Source organism: Streptomyces sp. NPDC007157, assembly GCF_040634235.1.
Lineage (GTDB): Bacteria > Actinomycetota > Actinomycetes > Streptomycetales > Streptomycetaceae > Streptomyces.
Window position 1 is genome coordinate 127,281 of record NZ_JBEYFE010000010.1, and the last position, 17,451, is coordinate 144,731.

Here is a 17,451-nt window from a genome sequence, read left to right on the forward strand (position 1 = left end):
GGTTCACCGCCCCTTCGGCAGCCCGAGGATCCGCTCGGCCACGATGTTCCGCTGGATCTGCGAGGTCCCGGCCGCGATGGTGTACGAGAGGGAGGAGAGCCGGTCGAGGACCCACGGCCGGTCCAGGTCGAGGGCGTCCGGGCCGAGCACGGCGGCGGCCGCGTCGTACAGCTCCTGCCGGGCGTGCGAGTAGCGCAGTTTGAAGACCGAGCCGCCGACGCCGGGCACCCCCCTGCCCTCCGCCTCGCTGACGTTCCACTGGGTCAGCCGCCACAGCGCCCGGAACTCGGCGTTCAGCCGGCCGAGGCGGCGCCGCAGCTCCGGGTCGTCCCAGGTGCCGTTCGCGCGCGCCACGCGCGCGAGGTCGCCGAGCACCCGGCGGCAGGCGACGACCTCGCCGACGAAGGCGGTGCCGCGCTCGAAGGAGAGGGTCACCATGGTGACGCGCCAGCCGTCGTTCTCGGCGCCCACCCGGTTGGCCACGGGCACCCGCACCTCGTCGAGGAACACCTCGGCGAACTCGGCGGACCCGGCGAGCGTGCGCAGCGGCCGTACGGTGATGCCCGGCGCCGTCATGGGCATGGCCAGCCAGCTGATGCCCTGGTGCCGGGGCGCCTCCGGGTCCGTGCGCACCAGCAGTTCGCACCAGTCGGCGACCTCCGCGTGCGAGGTCCAGATCTTGGAGCCGCTCACCACGTAGTCGTCCCCGTCGCGCCACGCGCGCGTGCGCAGCGCCGCCAGGTCGGAGCCGGCGCCGGGTTCGCTGAAGCCCTGGCACCACACCTCGTCCCCGTGCAGGATCGGCGCCAGCCAGCGCGCCCGCTGCTCCCCGGTGCCCTCGGCGGCGATGGTCGGGCCCGCGTGCAGCAGGCCCACGAAGTTGGCGCCCACATAGGGCGCGCCGGCCCTCTCGGTCTCCTCCAGGAAGATCAGCCGCACGGTGGGGGACGCGTCCCAGTGGACGTCGGCGTACCCGGCGTCGTACAGCGTCCGCTGCCAGCCGAGGTCGTAGGCGCGGCGGCCCGGCCAGTCCTCGGGCCGCGGCTTCGGCGGCAGGCCGGGGAGCACCTTGGCGAGCCACTCCCGCAGCCGCGCCCGGAAGTCCTCCTCCTCGGGCGTGTACGACAGATCCACCGGCAGACACCCCCACGGAGCTGATGGTTCGTCAGATCTCGCAGGCTAGCCCCGCACCCCTGGACCGACAAGGTGCCAGGACCTACGATCTGACGACTCGTCAGCTACCGGTGCCAGGGGGCTCGGCCATGGACGAAACGAAAGCCACCGCACACCACGCGAACGCCGTCGCAGACGAGGTGAACGCCGTCGCGCGCGAGCTGGGCGTCTCCCGCACGCTCTGGGACCTGGTCGCCCGCCGCGCCGAACTCACCCCCGGCCGACCGGTGTTCCTCCAGGGCGACCGCACCCTGTCCTTCGGCGACCTGCGCGCGCGTGCCGAACGCGCGGCGGCCGGACTGTACGCCATGGGCGTGCGCCCCGGCACGGTCGTCGCCTGGCAGCTGCCCACCCGCATCGAGACGGCGGTCCTGTCCTTCGCGCTGGCCCGCCTGGGCGCCGTGCAGAGCCCCGTCATCCCCTTCTACCGGGACCGCGAGGTCGGCTTCGCACTGCGCGAGTCCCGGGCCGAGTTCTTCGCCGTACCGGGCGTGTGGCGCGGCTTCGACCACACGGAGATGGCCCGGCGGCTGGGCGCGAAGGGGATCTTCGAGGCGTACGACGCGCTGCCCGACGGCGATCCGGCCGTGCTGCCCGCCCCGCCCGCCGAGGGCACCTCCGTCCGGTGGATCTACTGGACCTCGGGAACCACCTCGGACCCCAAGGGCGTTCTCCACACGGACCGTTCACTGATCGCCGGCGGTTCGTGCCTGGCGCACGCGTTGCGGCTCACGGCGGCCGACGTGGGCTCGATGGCGTTCCCCTACGCGCACATCGCGGGCCCCGACTACACGGTGATGCTGCTGCTGTACGGCTTCCCGGCGGTCATGTTCGAGCAGTTCGCGCTGCCGGACGCACTTCCGGAGTACCGCAGGCACGGGGTGACGGTGGCGGGCGGCTCGACGGCGTTCTACTCGATGTTCCTGGCGGAGCAGCGCAGGCAGCCGGGGGTGCCGGTGATCCCCTCGCTGCGGCTGCTGGCCGGCGGCGGGGCGCCCAAGCCGCCGGAGGTGTACCACGCGGTGGTGCGCGAGATGGGGGTGCAGCTGACGCACGGGTACGGCATGACCGAGGTGCCGATGATCACGATGGGGGCGCCGGACGACACGGCGGAGAACCTGGCGACGACCGAGGGCAGGCCCCCGGAGGGGATGGAGATACGGGTCGCCGAGGGTGGTGAGGTGCGGTTGCGCGGAGAGGCGGTGTGCCAGGGGTACCTGGATCCGGCGCAGACCGCCGAGGCCTTCGACGGGGACGGGTTCCTGCGGACCGGCGACCTCGGGCAGTTGACCGAAAGCGGTCATCTCGTCCTCACCGGGCGCCTCAAGGACGTGATCATCCGCAAGGGCGAGAACATCTCGGCGAAGGAGATCGAGGACCTGCTCGCCACGCATCCGGCGGTGGGCGACGCGGCGGTGGTGGGGCTGCCGGACGCGGAGCGCGGGGAGCTGGTGTGCGCGGTGGTCGAACAGCCCCCGGGGAGCGCCGCGTTGACGCTCCCGGAGCTGGTGGCCCACCTGCGCGCGGAAGGGCTGTCGGTGCACAAGCTGCCGGAGCGGCTGGAGGTGGTGGACGCCCTCCCGCGCAACGAGACCCTGCGCAAGGTGCTCAAGTACAAGCTGCGCGAGCGCTTCTCGGCGCCCGCCACGGACCCCGGGGCCTCCGCACCGGGGAGTACTACTCCGGGATCGTGAAGTAGCGGGCGAACGCCGGGACGATCTCCGCCTCCGCGACCTTCCCGTCGCCGTCGATGTCGAGGCCGGACGCCACCGCATGGGCGATCTCCGGGGGGACCCCGAGGACGCGGAGCACGCGCACGGTGTCGGCGACGGTCGCCGTGCCGTCGTTCGCGGTGTCCGCGAGGGCGAGGGCCGCGTGCAGGAAGGGCCGGGCGATCTCGCCGAACCGGTCGGGGTTGTCGTGCAGCCGCTTGACCGCGCCGCTCACGAACTCCTCGCGGGTGATGCGCTGGTCGCCGTCCCGGTCCGCCATGCCGGCCATGCCCTGCCAGAAGCCCTCCGCGCCGGCGTACAGGGCCTGGCCCTTGTCGGAGCGGGCGGGGACGCCGAACTCGGCGAGCAGTGCCTTGGCCGCCGAGTTGAAGTCCTCGCGGTCGATCCAGCCGTTGCCGTCCTGGTCGAAGGTTGCGAACCGGGCGGCGATCCGTCGCTCGTACTCGGTGCTGACCATGTGTGTTCGGGCCGCCTTACGTGACGTGGGGGGGGTTCCTCTCGCAGGGAGCGTACGACGCGGGCTGCGGCCCGGGAGCGGGAAAACGACCCTTGTGCCAAGACCGGGGGAATTCTGCGACAACAATGTGGCACTGCCGTGATTCTCGGCTATGAGGGCGCGTCGCGCCCGCCGGCCCACCGGCTCTGGAGGGCGCGGGCCCGCTATGCCGAGAGCGGGCCCTCCTCGTCGCTGACCGCGCTGTCCATGTCGGGGTACACGTCGAACAGCCGTCGTACGCCGAGGGCACCGAGGACCCGGTTGACGTGAGAACCGTCACTCGCGCCCTGCGCGGGCAGAATCAGCCGCAGCCGGCCCCGGCAGGAGCGGATCAGGCGGCGGGCGGCGATGAGGACCCCGACCCCGCTGGAGTCGCAGAAGAAGACGTCGGAGAGGTCGAGGACCAGGCTGTGATGGCCGTCGGCCACCGCGTCGTGCACCCGCTGGCGCAGCGCCGGCGAGGTCACCAGATCCAGTTCGCCCGACACCCCGAGCACGGCCCACTCACCCTGTTCGACGTCGGTCACCTTGAAAGCCACGGCTCAGCCCTTCGCTCGCCGGATCTCCGGAACCGCCCGGAAACGGAGCCAGTTCCTTCGCTTCTTTTCGCGCGGCTGCCCAGCGGCCGTTCCCCGAAACCCTGGATGACAAACGAGCGACGATCAGCAAGGGTCTTGTTTCGGTCACCGGCGATCCTGTTCGATCAGAAGCGGAGGTTCGCCCGAACCTGACTGTGACACCGCGGAAGCCCCCGAAGGGGCGCACTGACCAGCGCACGGAGAAGCGCACGGAGGAACACCGAAGGGCCCCTACCACTCGCGGGCCCTCAGGGGGCGCGCATTGCCACAAAGGGGCGTGCGTTGTCCGACGTGCCGACTACATTCGAGGAGACGGTGGAGACACGCTGGACGCAGGCACGGGGAGGGGGCCGCATGGCGAAGAAGGACGTACCGCCCCGCTGGGACCGCAAGATGCAGCAGCGGCTCGCGCGCGGCGAGGCCGCCGCCCTCGGCGAGCTCTACGACCGCTTCGCCTCGCTCGTGCACGGCCTGGCCCACCGCGTCCTCGGGGACGAGCGGGCCGCCGACTCCATAACCCGCGAGGTCTTCGCCCATGTCTGGGAGCATCCGGACGCCTACGACCCCAGGCAGGGCCCGCTGCGCTCCTGGGTCGCCGCGCTGACCCACCGGCTCGCCGTGCAGCGCCTCAGGGCCACCGAGACCGCCGCGCTCACCCCGGGCGACACCGGCGCGGAGGCCACGGAGGAACTGGAGCGCAAGGTGCGGCGCGCCTCCGTCGCCGCCCGCGCGGACTACATCGTGCACTCCATGCCGACCCCGCTGCGCGCCGCCCTGGACCTCGCCTACTTCCAGCGACGTGACTACCGCCAGACCGCGGTGGACCTCGGCGTCACCGAGGACGAGGCCCGCCGCCGGCTGCGCCTCGGGCTGCTGCTGCTCTCCACCGCCCATGACGCCGGGAGACCGCCCGGGTACGGAGGTGCGGTGTGACCGGCGCCGATCCGTTCGACGCGCACGACGGCACGGGCTCCGGCGGCGGGGCCGGTGACGCGCCGCGGGAGGGCGGCGGCGAGCCGGGCGGGCCGCCGCGCGTCCCGCTGCCCCGGGCCTCCGTCGAGGACGGCGGCCGTCCGCTGCCCGAACTCGGCGACCTGCCGCCGGTACCGCTGGAGTTGCCGCACGACGTCCTGAAGTCGCTGCTGGGTGCCTGGGCGCTGGCCGCCTGCTCGACGGCGGAGGCCCTCGCCGTCGAGATCCACCTCGGCGACTGCGGGGCCTGCGCGGACGAGGCACGGCGGCTGCGCGAGGCGGTCGGCCTGCTGCACCAGCCGGAGAGCCTGGACCTCGACCCCGGTCTGCGCACCCGCGTCCTGGAGGCCTGCCTGGACCGCCGGCCGCCGCGCATCCCGATCCCCGAGTGGGCGGCACCCTACGACGCCGAGACCGCCCGCCTGGACGCCCTGCTCCAGGACATCGGCGACGCGGAGTGGCACGCGCCGGTACGGCTGCGCTGGTTCGACGGCGCGGCGCCGACGAGCCGCCGTACGACGGTCGCCGGGGTCATCGCGCACCTGCTGTCCGTCGACGGCCTGGTGGCCGTCGCACTCGGCCTGGACGACCCCCTGGGAGAGGCGCCCGCGCAGGGCCCCTCGGCCCGCACCGAGGCCTTCTGGCAGGCCTCGCACTTCCCGCCGACCCGTGCGCTGCGGATTCCCTGGCGGGAGCAGAGCCACCGGCTCGTGCAGACCGTCTCCTTCACCGGCAGCGGCGCCGGGCGCCTCGGGGTGTCGTACGGCGACTTCGCGCTGCCGTTGCACGACGCGATGCTGGACCGTGCCTTCGAGTGCTGGGTGCACGCGGAGGACATCGCGGTGGCCGTGGACTACCCCTACGGGCCGCCGGCCCCGCGGTACCTGCACCGGATGATCGACCTCGCGGCGCGGATGCTGCCCGCCGCGCTGGCGGCGCGCCGGCAGGCGGGACTGGCGGCGCCCGGGCCGACCCCGCACCTGGTCCCTGCGGGACAGCCCGGCCGCAGCCTGCGGCTGGAGATCGAGGGCACCGGGGGCGGCGAGTGGCTGATCCCGCTGGACTCGCCGGGGGCGGTGGGCTCGGAGGAGTTCGAGGTGGCGCATGTGGCGCTGGACGACGTGGAGTTCTGCCGGCTGGCCGCGGGCCACGTTCCTCCGGAGGATGCGGCGGCGGGGCAACTGGGAGACCGGGCGGCGATCAGAGATGTCCTGTTCGCGACGGCGAGCCTGAGCCGGATGTAGGGGCTGGTGCGGTCGTACGGCGGCCGCCGGTGGTTCGTGGCTGGTCGCGCAGTTCCCCGCGCCCCTAAAAGCGGGGCGCAGCCCCGTCTTTTCCAGGGGCGCGGGGAACTGCGCGAACGGCCCCCACGCACCGGCGGCCGCCGAACGACCGCACCACCCCGCCCCTCAGGCGAGAGGAACGGTCAGGCGAAGACGACCGTTCGCCGGCCGTTGAGCAGGATGCGGCGCTCCGCGTGCCACTTCACCGCCCGCGCCAGCGCCTGGCACTCCACGTCCCGCCCGATCGCGACCAGCTGGTCCGGGGTGACGCCGTGGCCCACCCGCTCGACCTCCTGCTCGATGATCGGCCCCTCGTCGAGGTCCGCCGTGACGTAGTGCGCCGTCGCCCCGATCAGCTTGACGCCCCGCGCATGCGCCTGGTGGTAGGGCTTCGCGCCCTTGAAGCTCGGCAGGAACGAGTGGTGGATGTTGATGATCCGGCCGCTGAGCTGCTTGCACAGCTCGTCCGAGAGGACCTGCATGTACCGGGCCAGGACCACCAGTTCGACGTTCTCCTCGCGGACCAGCTCGAGGAGCTGGGCCTCCGCGTCGGCCTTCGTCTCCTTCGTCACCGGAATGTGGCGGAAGGGGACGTGGTAGGACTCCACCAGCTCCGCGAATTCGGTGTGGTTCGAGACCACCGCGACGATGTCCACCGGCAACGCGCCGATCCGCGCGCGGAAGAGCAGGTCGTTCAGGCAGTGCCCGAACTTGCTGACCATGAGGACGACGCGCATCCGCTCGTCGGCCCGGTTGATCTGCCAGTCCATGTGGAAGGAGTCACCGACCGCCGCGAAGCTGGCCCGCAGCTTGTCGACCGTCACCGGCTCCTCGGCCGAGAAGTGCACGCGCATGAAGAACAGACCCGTGTCGTGGTCCCCGAACTGCTGGCTGTCCTCGATGTTGCAGCCGGTCATGAACAGGTAGCTCGACACGGCGTGCACGATGCCCTGCTTGTCCGGGCAGGAGAGGGTGAGGACGTACTGGTCGGCCAGGGCGGCCTGGGCTCGGGTGGACTGATCGGTCATGCACCACAGAATCTCATGCCCGGCCGCCCCGGGCGCTCAGCGTCCGCTTCGCGGACTCACGCCGTCCGCGTCATGATCCGCAGCACTTCAAGGCTGCGCGGCGGGATGTCCGGGTCGTCGCCGTCACTCGCCGCCAGGCGCGTGTGCGCGTCCCGGGCCGCCCGGATCGCGTCCGGCCACGCCTCGTGGTCCAGGTACGCGGAGACCGGCGCGTCCGGCCCGACCTGGTGCATGATCCGCAGCACCCGCAGGACGGCGGTGTCGACGAGCGCCGCCTCCTGCGAGTCGCGGAATATCGTCCCGACGTATTTCTCCGCGGACCAGTTGTCCAGCCAGGTGTCCTCGACCAGCCGGTAGACCGCGTCGGTCACGTCGCCGTATCCCTCCTGGCCGGCCAGCCAGACGTTCCGCTGGAACTCCGGGTCGGAGAGCATGTGCAGCGCGGAGCGCACATTGCTGCGCCAGCGCCACCACGGCATGTCATTGAGTGGCATGCCGCCCATGGTGGAGGAGCGACGGCCGCGACGGGAAGAGTTCTCCGAACCTTGCACGGTCATCGATCGTACGTTCCTCGTCACACGCCCGTCACCGGCCCCCGCAATTCACCTGCGTGTCACCTCTCATTGACCGTGGGTCACTCGGAGGTTAGTGATGTGACGGAATCGTGCGTGTCCATGACCGGCAGGCGTCCCATATTCAGCACCGTCCTCCCCACGACCCACCGGCGCGTCAGAGCCACCGCGCTGTCCGCGGTGGCCATGACGGCCTGTGCGTCACTCGCCGCCGGCTGCGGGGTCGTCCCGGGCCTGTCGGGCTCGGGGGGCGACGAGATCAAGGTGATGACCTGGGCGCCGCAGAAGACCGGCGCCACCAACAAGCCCGGCATGCCCGCCATGGCGTCGGCCATCGTCCGCTGGGTCAACTCCCAGGGCGGCGTCGGCGGCCACGATCTCAAGCTGGTCACCTGCAACGACCACAACTCCACCGTGGGCGCCGCGAACTGCGCCCAGAAGGCGGCCGACGAGAACGTCGTCGCCGTCGTCGGCTCCTACAGCCAGTTCGGCGACTCCTACTTCGCCGCGCTGGAAGGGGCCGCCATCCCCTACATAGGCGGCTACGGGGCGTCGAACGAGGAGTTCACGAGCCCCGTCTCCTACCCGGTCAACGGCGGCCAGCTCACCCTGCTGTCCGGGCTCGGGGAGGCGCTGGCCGACAAGTGCGGCCCGGTCACCCTGGTCCGCCCGGACACCATCGCCGGCGACCAGCTGCCCCAGCTGCTCGACTCGGGCCTGCAGGCCGGCAGCCACGCCAGGTCGAACGACCAGCTCGCGGCCGAGGACCTCACCGAGTACGACAAGCAGTCGCAGAAGGCGCTGGAGAGCGCCACCTCGGACTCGCTGAAGACGGGCTGTGTGGTGCCCGAGCTCGGTGACCGCACGGCCACCTTCATGGACAACTTCCAGCGGGCCCGCCAGGACTACCCGAAGGTGAAGACGGCCGCCGAGGTCGGCAGCGTCGACCAGACGGTGATCAACTCCACCGGCGGCGCGTCCGGCCCGTACGAGGGGTCGTACATCACCGGCTGGTACCCGGTGGCCTCGGACGCGCGCTGGGACCCGATGAAGAAGGTCATCAGCAAGGAGGCCTTCGGCGACAACCGGATCGACCCGGCCGACGCCGGGGTGCAGACGACCTGGATCGCCTACCAGGTCCTGATCGCCGCCCTGAAGAAGATCGGCACCGGCGACGTCAGCGCCGACAGTGTGCGCCGCACCCTCAACGACGGCCTGAAGGTCTCCACCGGCGGCCTCACCCCGTCGCTGTCCTGGCCCTACCAGGGCAAGCTGTCCGCGGCCGGCTTCTCCCGGCTGGTCAACACCGACGTGAACGTCCAGACGGTCAAGGGCGGCCTGCTCCAGTCGGCGAACAAGAACGCGCTGGACATGACCAAGATCCTGGAGAACGCGAACCTCACCTGACCAGCCGGGCCGGCAGGCTGATCCGGCCGGCCCGCTGACCGACTCCTACCGCCGGCCGGCTGTCACAGCTGGGTCGGCTGCCGCTGGGTCAGCCCGTACTTGCTCGCGATCGTGTTCCACAGCGCGGCCGCCTTCACCTTCTGGGAGCTGGCGGTGCCGCTCTCCTGGTTGCCGGCCGCGGTCTGGCCGGTGGCGCGGGCCTGGCCCTTGCGGCAGCCGTGTTTGCCCTTGGTCTGGTCGGCCCAGGCCGCGTAGTGGTTGTCGGCGTTCGCGGAGGCCTGCCAGGCCTTGGTGAGGGCGGTGGTCAGCTCGGCGTTGCCCGGCAGCTTGTCGACGGACAGCTTCGACAGCCGGGTGACCAGCGCGGCCCGCTGCGTGGCGGCATTGCGCAGGTCGGAGGCGGAGCCGTCCAGGTCCTTGCACTGCTTCACATTGGCCACGGCACTGATCACCGCGGCCCGGCTGCTGCCGCTGTCGGCGAGCAGCTTGTCCAGGGCGGCGGCCTGCGCCTTCCCCTCGTCGGCCGCGGCCGACGAGGTCCCGGAGCCGGCGGACGCGGACGCGGCGACCGTCTTGCTGTCGTCGTTCGAGTCCCCGCCGCCCCCGCTGAACAGGGCACCGGCCCCGATCCCGAGGACGGCGATCCCGATCCCGACGGCCGCGATCACCGGCACCTTCGACCGGCCACGACCGCCGCGGCCACCGCCGTCACCGTCACGGTCGTGGTCGTACGACGACGGGGGCGGGGTGTACGCCGGCTGCTGCTGGAAGCCCGGCGGGGGCTGCTGGAAGCGCGGCAGCTGGGCCGTGGACGCGGCCGGGGGCTCGCCGCCCGGCCCGCTGCGGAAGAGGTTGTCGAACTCGGCGGGCGGCTGCCGGTCGCCGCCCTGCTCGGCACCGGCCTGGTACGGCGGTATGTACTGCGTGGCCTCGGCGTCGGAGTGCGCGGCGGGCGCGGACTGCCGGCCCAGGAAGGTGGTCTGCTCGTGGGACCTCTCCGGCGGCAGCGCACCCGGGCCGATCGGCGGTATCAGCTGGGTGGCCCCCTCGGGAGCCGCCGCCACCGGCGGTATGTACTGCGTGGCCCCCTCGTCCACCGGCGCGGCGGGCACCGGCGGTATGTACTGGGTCGCGCCCTCCTCGGCGGACGGCAGGGCACCGGGGTACCCGCCGTGGCCTCCGTGCGGGACGGCGGGCGGCAGCGCGGCACCCGGGGCGCCGTAGGGGTCCTGGCCGCCGGCCTGGGGCAGCGGGGCGCCGTACGACTGCTGGGGCTGTGCGCCGTAGCCGTACGACTGCTCGTAGCCGCCGCCGTACGACGGGGTGGGCGCCCCCTCCGGCGGGAGCGGGCCCGCGCCGGAGCCGGGGGACCGGTACTGGTCGGTGTGGGACTGCGCGGCCTGGGACTGCGCGGCGTGCGACTGGGCGTTCCAGGCGGGCGGCAGCTCGGGCGCCGGCTCCTGGGTGTTCCACTCCTGGCCGGCCGCCTGCGGCCAGCCCTGCTCGGGCTGCGGCGCGCCCTGCTGGTGACCGGGCCCCCACGGCTGTCCCCAGGCCTGGCCCTCGGAGGGCGCGGTGGTCGGCGCCGGGGCGGGGGCGGGCGGCTGTGACAGGGGGGCGGGAACGCCCGTCATGCCCGGCAGCAGCGGCTCGCCACCGTCGGAGGGCAGCACGATGCCTTCGCGCGCGGGCTCGCCCTGTCCACTCTGCGTCACCGGGACTCCTACTAATGGGGGACCTTGTGAATCGTCGGCTCACGCTACCGGGTCCCCTCAGCAAGGTGCCACGCAGCCAAGGGCGCGATCTTCTTCCCTATGACAGCAGTAACAAAACCGCCCCGCGGTGCGCTGTATATGCCGCCTCTCGCACGGCAAGGTGTGGTTTCCCACACGTTCACGCATCCGCGGGGCATGAATTCATGCGGCCGCCTGCAGATCCAGACGGGCGCCGAACTCCCTGACGACCGGTTCGTCCCGGAACGGCTCCAGGCGCTGCTGGAAGTCCTCCAGGTACTCGGCGCCCCGGTTGGAGCGGACCGTCTCGAGCAGTTCCACCGCCTTCAGCCCGGTGGCACAGGCCTGCTCGATCTCGCGCTGCTGCACCTGCGCCGTGGCGAGGAGCACATAGCCGATCGCGCGGCGCCGCGCCCGCGTCGCCGGGTGCCCGGCCAGCGACTGCTCCGCGCTCCTCGCGGCCGCCTCGGCCTGGCCCAGGTCACGGTGGCAGTGCGCCAACTCGTCGGCGAGATAGGCCTCGTCGAAGTGGGCGATCCACGCCGGGTCGTCCCCGGAGTTCGGATCGGCGGCCTCCATCGCCGACACCGCACGCCCGGACGCCAGCTGCGCCGACCGCGCGTCGCCCAGCAGCGCGTGCCCACGGGCCTCGGCCGCGTAGAACATGGCCTCCGCGCGCGGAGTCACGCGCCCGCGCGCCCCTTCCTGCGCCGCCCGCGCCAACTGGGCGATCTCCCGCGGGTTTCCGAGCTGCGCCGCGAGGTGGCTCATGGAGGCGGCGAGCACATAGCCGCCGTAACCGCGGTCGCCGGCGGCCTGCGCCAGGCGCAGCGACTGGATGTAGTACCGCTGGGCGAGTCCGGGTTGCCCGGTGTCGACGGCCATGTAGCCGGCGAGTTCGGTGAGCCGGGCGACGGCCGCGAACAACTCACGCCCCACGGACTCCCGGTAGGACCCGGCGAGCAGTCCGGAGACCACGCTGTTGAGGTAGTGCACGACGACCGGGCGCACATGCCCGCTGCCGTACTGGTGGTCCAGGTCGGTGAGCGCCTGTGTCATGGCCTTCACGGCCGCGACGTCCGACGGCCCGACGCGCGGTCCGGCCTGCCGCGCCACCTGCGCGTCCGGCGCCGAGATCAGCCAGTCCCGGCTGGGCTCGACCAGCGCGGACGCGGCGACCGAGGAACCGGAGAGGAAGTCCCGGCGGCCCACGTCGCTGCGCCACAGCTCGCAGACCTGCTCGATGGCCCCCAGGACCGTCGGCGAGAACTGGAGGCCGACGCCCGACGCGAGGTTCTTGCCGTTGGCCATGCCGATCTCGTCGATCGTGACCGTACGGCCCAGCTTGCGCCCCAGCGCCTCGGCGATGATCGCGGGCGCGCGGCCTCGCGGCTGCTGTCCGCGCAACCAGCGGGCCACGGACGTCTTGTCGTACCGGAGGTCGAGACCGTGCTCCGCGCCGCACATGTTGACCCGGCGGGCGAGCCCGGCGTTCGAGCACCCCGCCTCCTGGATGAGCGCCTGCAACCGTTCGTTCGGCTGCCGCGCGACAAGCGGCCTTGCGGCCATGGCGTACCCCCTGCGAACTCCCTGTAGGGAAAAGATCCGGCCTTGACGATCACTGCCCAGCGGACATACCGAAAATGCGGGACATGCGAGGATTGCCGGGTAAAAGCAGCGGAATTGCGGGTACGACCGCCGCCAACCCCCCACATGTGACTACCCGCTCACGCCCCGGTTCCTCCTGCGCGCCCCCACACGTGCATCCATGCGCCCCAGTTGCGGAAAGGATGCTCCTCCCCCGCGCGCGCTACGCCCGTAACTCCAGGTGGGTGCGGGAGTTGTGATGAACGTGGAAGAGACGATCGTCGGCCCCGAAGCCGCTCAGATTCCGAAGCAGCGCGGGGAATCGCTGCTGGAGACCGCCGTACGCTACGCCGAGGAGCGCCACTGGGACGTCTTCCCCGGCACCTGGCTGGAAGCGGTCGAGGGGGTGCAGTGCTGTTCCTGCGGGGAGGTCGCGTGCGCGGCGCCCGGCGCGCATGCGGCGCGCCCGGACTGGGCGTCGCAGGCCACCGGTAGTGCGACGGTGGCGCGCCGGATGTGGCAGAAGCAGCCGACGGCGTCGATCCTGCTGCCGACGGGGCGGACCTTCGACGCGTTGTCCGTCCCGGAGACGGCCGGGTTCCTGGCGCTGGCGCGGATGGAGCGGATGGAGCTGACGCTCGGGCCGGTGACGCTCACGCCCGACCGCCGGATGCAGTTCTTCGTGCTGCCGGGCGGGTCGGCGAAGGTGCCGGACCTGGTACGGAAGCTGGGCTGGGCGCCGGCGTCGCTGGACCTCACGGCGCTGGGTGAGGGCGCGTACGTGCCGGCGCCGCCGACGCGGTTGGGCTCGCGGGGTGCGGTGCAGTGGGCCTGCCGGCCGACACCGGCGAACCGGTGGCTGCCGGACGCGGAGGAGCTGATCTCGGCGCTGGCCTACGCGTGCGGGCGGGACCGGTAGGGCCTACTGGGCTGCCGGGTGCGGTGCGGTGGCGTGTGCGGGTGGTGCGTGGTTGCTCGCGCTGTTCCCCGCGCCCCTGACGGGGCGCTTCACTCGCGTCAGCTGCACAGCTGCGGGCAATCGTGCCGCAGGGCGGCACGGGTGGGCGCAGCGGCACCCTGCAGGTGCCGGTAAGCGTCCCCACCCCTACCGCCGCCCCCACCCACCGTAGGGTTCTGGCATGACCGATGCGGTTCGTGTTCGTGGGCTCTGGAAGCGGTTCGGGCAGCAGGTGGCCGTCGGCGGGATCGATCTGTCGCTGCCCGCCGGGAAGTTCGTCGGGCTGGTCGGGCCCAACGGGGCCGGGAAGACCACCACCCTCTCCATGGTGACCGGGCTGCTCCGGCCGGACCAGGGAAGTGTCGAGGTGGTCGGGCACGACGTGTGGCAGGACCCGGTGGCGGTGAAGGCCCGTATCGGCGTGCTGCCCGAAGGGCTGCGGCTCTTCGAGCGGCTCTCCGGACGCGAACTGCTCGGCTACAGCGGCCGGCTGCGCGGGCTGCCCGGCGCCGAGGTCGACAAGCGGGCCACCCAGCTCCTGGACGTGCTCGATCTCGCCGGCTCCCAGCACAAGCTCGTCGTCGACTACTCGACCGGCATGCGCAAGAAGATCGGGCTCGCGGCGGCTCTCCTCCACAACCCCGAAGTCCTCTTCCTGGACGAGCCGTTCGAGGGCGTGGACCCGGTGTCCGCGCAGACCATCCGGGGTGTCCTGGAGCGCTACACGGCCTCCGGCGCGACCGTCGTCTTCTCCTCCCACGTCATGGAACTCGTCGAGTCGCTGTGCGACTGGGTGGCGGTGATGGCGGCCGGGCGGATCCGTGCGACGGGCACCCTGGCGGACGTGCGCGGGGCGCACGGCACCCTCCAGGCCGCCTTCCTGGAACTGGTCGGGGCGACCGGGCGGGACGCCGGTTCGGACCTGGACTGGCTGGGCGGCGGGGCGGCCCGATGGCGGACGTGACCGCCACCGTCGTACGGCTGAAGCTGTCGCTGTTGCGCAACGGACTGCGGCAGTCCGGTGGCCGCCGGGCCGCGTTCGTCGTGTCGGCCGTGCTCGCGCTGCTGTTCGGGGCGGTGCAGCTGCTGGGCCTGATCATGCTGCGCGGGCATGCGCACGCGGATGCCGTGGCCGTGCTGGGGGCGGCCGTGCTGGCGCTCGGGTGGGCGGTGATGCCGCTGTTCTTCCCGAGCGGCGACGAGACCCTGGACCCGACCCGCCTGGTGATGCTCCCGCTCCGGCCACGGCCGCTGGTACGGGCCTTGCTGGCCGCCTCCCTGGTCGGCATCGGCCCGCTGTTCTCGCTCATGCTGCTGGTGGGCTGTGCGGTGTCCGTGGCGCATGGGGCGGCCGGGTACGGCGTCGCGGTCGTCGCCGTAGCCCTCGCACTGCTGGTCTGTGTGGCGCTCGCGCGGGCGGTGGCCGCCGCGAACGTACGGCTGCTCAGCAGCCGCAAGGGCCGTGACCTGGCCGTACTGAGCGGTCTGGTCATCGCGATCGGGGCGCAGCTGGTCAACTTCGGGGCCCAGAGCCTCGGTTCGGCCGGGCTCGGCGAGCTCGCGCCGGTGGCCGACGTGGTGCGCTGGCTGCCGCCGGCATCGGCGATCGGCGCGGTGCACTCGGCGAGCGAGGGGTCGTACGGCACTGCCGCCGCGCAACTGGCCCTGTCCGTGGCCGCGCCGGCGTTGCTGATCGGCGCCTGGGCGCGGACCCTGACCCGGCTGATGACCGCACCGGACGGCTCGACGCTCCAGGCACCCGACTCGGCCGCCCGGAGCCGTTCCTCCGACGGCGCGGGCCTCGGGCGCCTGCTGCCCTCCCTCGGGGCCACAGGCCTGGGAGGTACCCCCAGCCGTACCGGAACGGTCATGGCGCGCAGCCTGCGCTACGTCTGGCGCGACCCCAAGACCAAGGCCGCCTGGGTGACCTCGCTGGCCATCGGCCTGATCGTGCCCGTCTTCAACGCCCTGCAGGGCACCGGGTCGATCTACTTCGCGTGCTTCGCCGCCGGGATGCTCGGCATCCAGATGTACAACCAGTTCGGGCAGGACACCTCCGCCTTCTGGATGGTCGCGATGACCATCTCGTCCCCGCGGGACGCCTACGTCGAACTGCGCGGGCGCGCGCTGGCCCTGCTGGTGATCACCCTGCCGTACGCGACGCTGGTGACCGTCCTGACCACGGCCATGCTGGGCGACTGGCCCCGGCTGCCCGAGGTGCTCGGCCTGTCCTTCGCCCTGCTCGGCGCGATGCTGGCGACCGGCGCCTGGACCTCGGCCCGCTTCCCGTACTCCATCCCCCAGGAGGGCCACAAGAACGTCGCCGCCGGTCAGGCCGGCCTGGCCTGGATCGCGATCTTCGGCGGCATGGTCTCGGCGGCCCTCCTGTGCGCCCCCGTCATCGCCCTGACGATCACGCTGAACGTGAGCGCGGGAGGCGGGGAGTGGACATGGGTGTTGCTGCCGGTGGGGGCCGCCTACGGGGCGGCGATCACCTGGGCGGGCCTACGCCTGGCGGCACCGCGCACGGCGGCGAGCCTGCCGGAGATCCTGACGGCGGTCAGCAGGGGGTGACGGTGAGCGGCGGCTGACAGCGGCGCGGTGTACCCAGGGCGCGGGGCTGTATCGATGTACGGCTACCGCCGCGCGGGCGCGAGCAACCCCCACGAGCCCGCGGCCGCCGGTATCGCTCCTCCCCCTGCCCCGTAGGCGCCGGTCACTCCCCCACCCGGTCCAAGAACGGCTCCACAGCCGCCCGCCAGGCCTCCGGCCGGTCATAGGGCAGCAGATGCCCCGCCTCGGCCACCTCGGCGTACTCCCCCTTGGAGAGGACCCGCACCATCTCCTGCGCCTCCGCCCGCCCCAGCTCCCCGTCCACCCCGCGCACCACCAGCGCGGGACACGGCACCTGGGCCAGTTCCTCCCAGTGCGCGTCGTACACCCAGGTCTCCCGGGACTTCAGCATCTGGTCGGGGTCGAAGACGGGCCGCCACCCGTCGGCGCCCTCGTGCATCACCTCGGCGTAGAACTCCCCGCGCGCCGGGTTCGGCCGCTCCACCCAGGGATCGTCCTCGCCGAACCACTTGCGTACGTCGGCGAGCGTGGCGAAGGGGACGGGCCAGGACTTGAACCAGTCGGCCCACTCCCGCTGCGAGGCCGCGCCGAGCGCGGAGGCCCGCATATCGCAGATGATCAGGCCCCGGACCAGTTCGGGGCGCTTCGCGGCGAGCTGCCAGGCGGTCAGCGCGCCCATGGCGTGGCCGATGAGCACGGCCGGGCCGAGGTCCAGCTGCTCGATGGCGGCCGCGGCGTCCTCGACGTACGCCTCACGCGTGTAGGCGGCCTGCGGGGGCTTGTCGCTCTGGCCGTGGCCGCGCTGGTCGAGGGCGACGGCGCGGTGCCGGTCGGAGAGCCAGCGGGCGGTGGAGGCCCAGTGCGAGGCGCGGCCCATCAGGCCGTGCAGTAACAGCACGCCGGGGAACGAACGGTCCGGGTCGGGACGGTCACCGTGCGGCCGCGCCGGATCCTCCGCCTTGGGCGGGTCCGCGAACTCCCAGGCGGCGAGGTGTACGCCGCCGGCTCCTGTCACGTCGATGCGTCGTGCCATGAGCCTGGCACCCCCCTAGCTCCGCGTGCCTAGTGTCGCCTCGTATCGCTTCGTGATGCTTCGGTACCGCCGCAGACTATCGAATATCTATTCGAAAATCGGGTCCCTGCGGGCAACACCCCTCGTTCGAGTGACCCCTCCCCAGGCATGATCGGCGCCACCGGGGGGATTTCTTCTGCGGGGGGCGGACCGCTCGGGGAAGACGGTCCGAGGGGATGACCCTGAGAGCTCGGGGCTCCGGGTCAGCACTGGGGAGGACAGGCCCCGGCACCGAAGGGTGCCGGGGCCAACCCCAGGTCCGTCTTCACGCCTTCGGCACATCCT

Annotated in this window: 15 protein-coding genes; 7 read left to right on the top strand and 8 right to left on the bottom strand. The window is 72.5% G+C overall.

What is annotated here, in order from left to right:
* Window positions 1-3: 3 nt before the first annotated feature.
* Complete coding sequence (locus ABZ642_RS20210) at window positions 4-1,134, bottom strand: acyl-CoA dehydrogenase family protein (RefSeq protein WP_360485496.1); 1,131 nt, start codon at window positions 1,132-1,134, stop codon at window positions 4-6.
* Window positions 1,135-1,262: 128 nt separating this feature from the next.
* Between ABZ642_RS20210 and ABZ642_RS20215 the strand changes: the two genes are divergently transcribed.
* A complete protein-coding gene (locus ABZ642_RS20215; RefSeq protein ID WP_360485499.1) occupies window positions 1,263-2,867 on the top strand; it encodes an AMP-binding protein in 1,605 nt (534 codons plus the stop codon).
* Here the strand turns inward: ABZ642_RS20215 and ABZ642_RS20220 are convergent.
* Both ABZ642_RS20220 and ABZ642_RS20225 read right to left on the bottom strand, forming a co-directional pair.
* Window positions 2,851-3,363: an EF-hand domain-containing protein gene (locus ABZ642_RS20220; RefSeq protein WP_360485501.1), complete on the bottom strand. Its 513-nt coding sequence runs from the start codon at window positions 3,361-3,363 to the stop codon at window positions 2,851-2,853. The genes ABZ642_RS20215 and ABZ642_RS20220 overlap by 17 nt on opposite strands.
* Window positions 3,364-3,566: 203 nt before the next feature.
* Window positions 3,567-3,941 carry an STAS domain-containing protein gene (locus ABZ642_RS20225; protein WP_360485504.1) on the bottom strand — a complete coding sequence of 125 codons (375 nt, stop codon included), beginning with the start codon at window positions 3,939-3,941 and terminating at the stop codon, window positions 3,567-3,569.
* 393 nt (window positions 3,942-4,334) lie between these two features.
* Between ABZ642_RS20225 and ABZ642_RS20230 the strand changes: the two genes are divergently transcribed.
* Together ABZ642_RS20230 and ABZ642_RS20235 are read left to right on the top strand one after the other, a co-directional pair.
* Window positions 4,335-4,913: a sigma-70 family RNA polymerase sigma factor gene (locus ABZ642_RS20230; RefSeq protein ID WP_360485506.1), complete on the top strand. Its 579-nt coding sequence runs from the start codon at window positions 4,335-4,337 to the stop codon at window positions 4,911-4,913.
* Entirely contained in the window at window positions 4,910-6,196 is a 1,287-nt protein-coding gene (locus tag ABZ642_RS20235; protein ID WP_360485508.1) for a maleylpyruvate isomerase N-terminal domain-containing protein, read from the top strand. Before ABZ642_RS20230 ends, ABZ642_RS20235 begins: the two co-directional genes overlap by 4 nt.
* A gap of 182 nt (window positions 6,197-6,378) precedes the next feature.
* Here ABZ642_RS20235 and purU read toward each other — a convergent pair whose 3' ends face one another.
* Both purU and ABZ642_RS20245 read right to left on the bottom strand, forming a co-directional pair.
* Window positions 6,379-7,263, bottom strand: a complete 885-nt coding sequence (gene purU / locus ABZ642_RS20240) for a formyltetrahydrofolate deformylase (protein ID WP_360485511.1) — start codon at window positions 7,261-7,263, stop codon at window positions 6,379-6,381.
* Window positions 7,264-7,319: 56 nt separating this feature from the next.
* Window positions 7,320-7,820 (bottom strand): hypothetical protein, encoded by a 501-nt coding sequence (locus tag ABZ642_RS20245; RefSeq protein WP_360485514.1) that lies wholly within the window; start codon window positions 7,818-7,820, stop codon window positions 7,320-7,322.
* A 117-nt stretch (window positions 7,821-7,937) separates the two neighbouring features.
* Here ABZ642_RS20245 and ABZ642_RS20250 point away from each other — a divergent pair, with 117 nt between their 5' ends.
* A complete protein-coding gene (locus ABZ642_RS20250; protein WP_360485517.1) occupies window positions 7,938-9,242 on the top strand; it encodes an ABC transporter substrate-binding protein in 1,305 nt (434 codons plus the stop codon).
* Window positions 9,243-9,304: 62 nt separating this feature from the next.
* On the opposite strand, the gene ABZ642_RS20255 is transcribed toward ABZ642_RS20250, so the two are convergent.
* Complete coding sequence (locus ABZ642_RS20255) at window positions 9,305-10,957, bottom strand: hypothetical protein (RefSeq protein ID WP_360485520.1); 1,653 nt, start codon at window positions 10,955-10,957, stop codon at window positions 9,305-9,307.
* 201 nt (window positions 10,958-11,158) lie between these two features.
* Window positions 11,159-12,544, bottom strand: a complete 1,386-nt coding sequence (locus ABZ642_RS20260; protein ID WP_360485523.1) for a transcriptional regulator — start codon at window positions 12,542-12,544, stop codon at window positions 11,159-11,161.
* Between the two features lie 274 nt (window positions 12,545-12,818).
* Here ABZ642_RS20260 and ABZ642_RS20265 point away from each other — a divergent pair, with 274 nt between their 5' ends.
* The 3 genes from ABZ642_RS20265 (at window position 12,819) to ABZ642_RS20275 (ending at window position 16,094) form a co-directional block, all read left to right on the top strand.
* Window positions 12,819-13,481 carry a bifunctional DNA primase/polymerase gene (locus ABZ642_RS20265; protein ID WP_360485526.1) on the top strand — a complete coding sequence of 221 codons (663 nt, stop codon included), beginning with the start codon at window positions 12,819-12,821 and terminating at the stop codon, window positions 13,479-13,481.
* A 220-nt stretch (window positions 13,482-13,701) separates the two neighbouring features.
* On the top strand, window positions 13,702-14,484 hold the full coding sequence (locus ABZ642_RS20270) for an ABC transporter ATP-binding protein (protein ID WP_360485529.1): 783 nt from the start codon (window positions 13,702-13,704) through the stop codon (window positions 14,482-14,484).
* On the top strand, window positions 14,472-16,094 hold the full coding sequence (locus tag ABZ642_RS20275) for a transporter (protein WP_360485532.1): 1,623 nt from the start codon (window positions 14,472-14,474) through the stop codon (window positions 16,092-16,094). Before ABZ642_RS20270 ends, ABZ642_RS20275 begins: the two co-directional genes overlap by 13 nt.
* Window positions 16,095-16,236: 142 nt before the next feature.
* Here ABZ642_RS20275 and ABZ642_RS20280 read toward each other — a convergent pair whose 3' ends face one another.
* Entirely contained in the window at window positions 16,237-17,127 is an 891-nt protein-coding gene (locus ABZ642_RS20280) for an alpha/beta hydrolase (protein WP_360485535.1), read from the bottom strand.
* Window positions 17,128-17,451 lie beyond the last annotated feature (324 nt).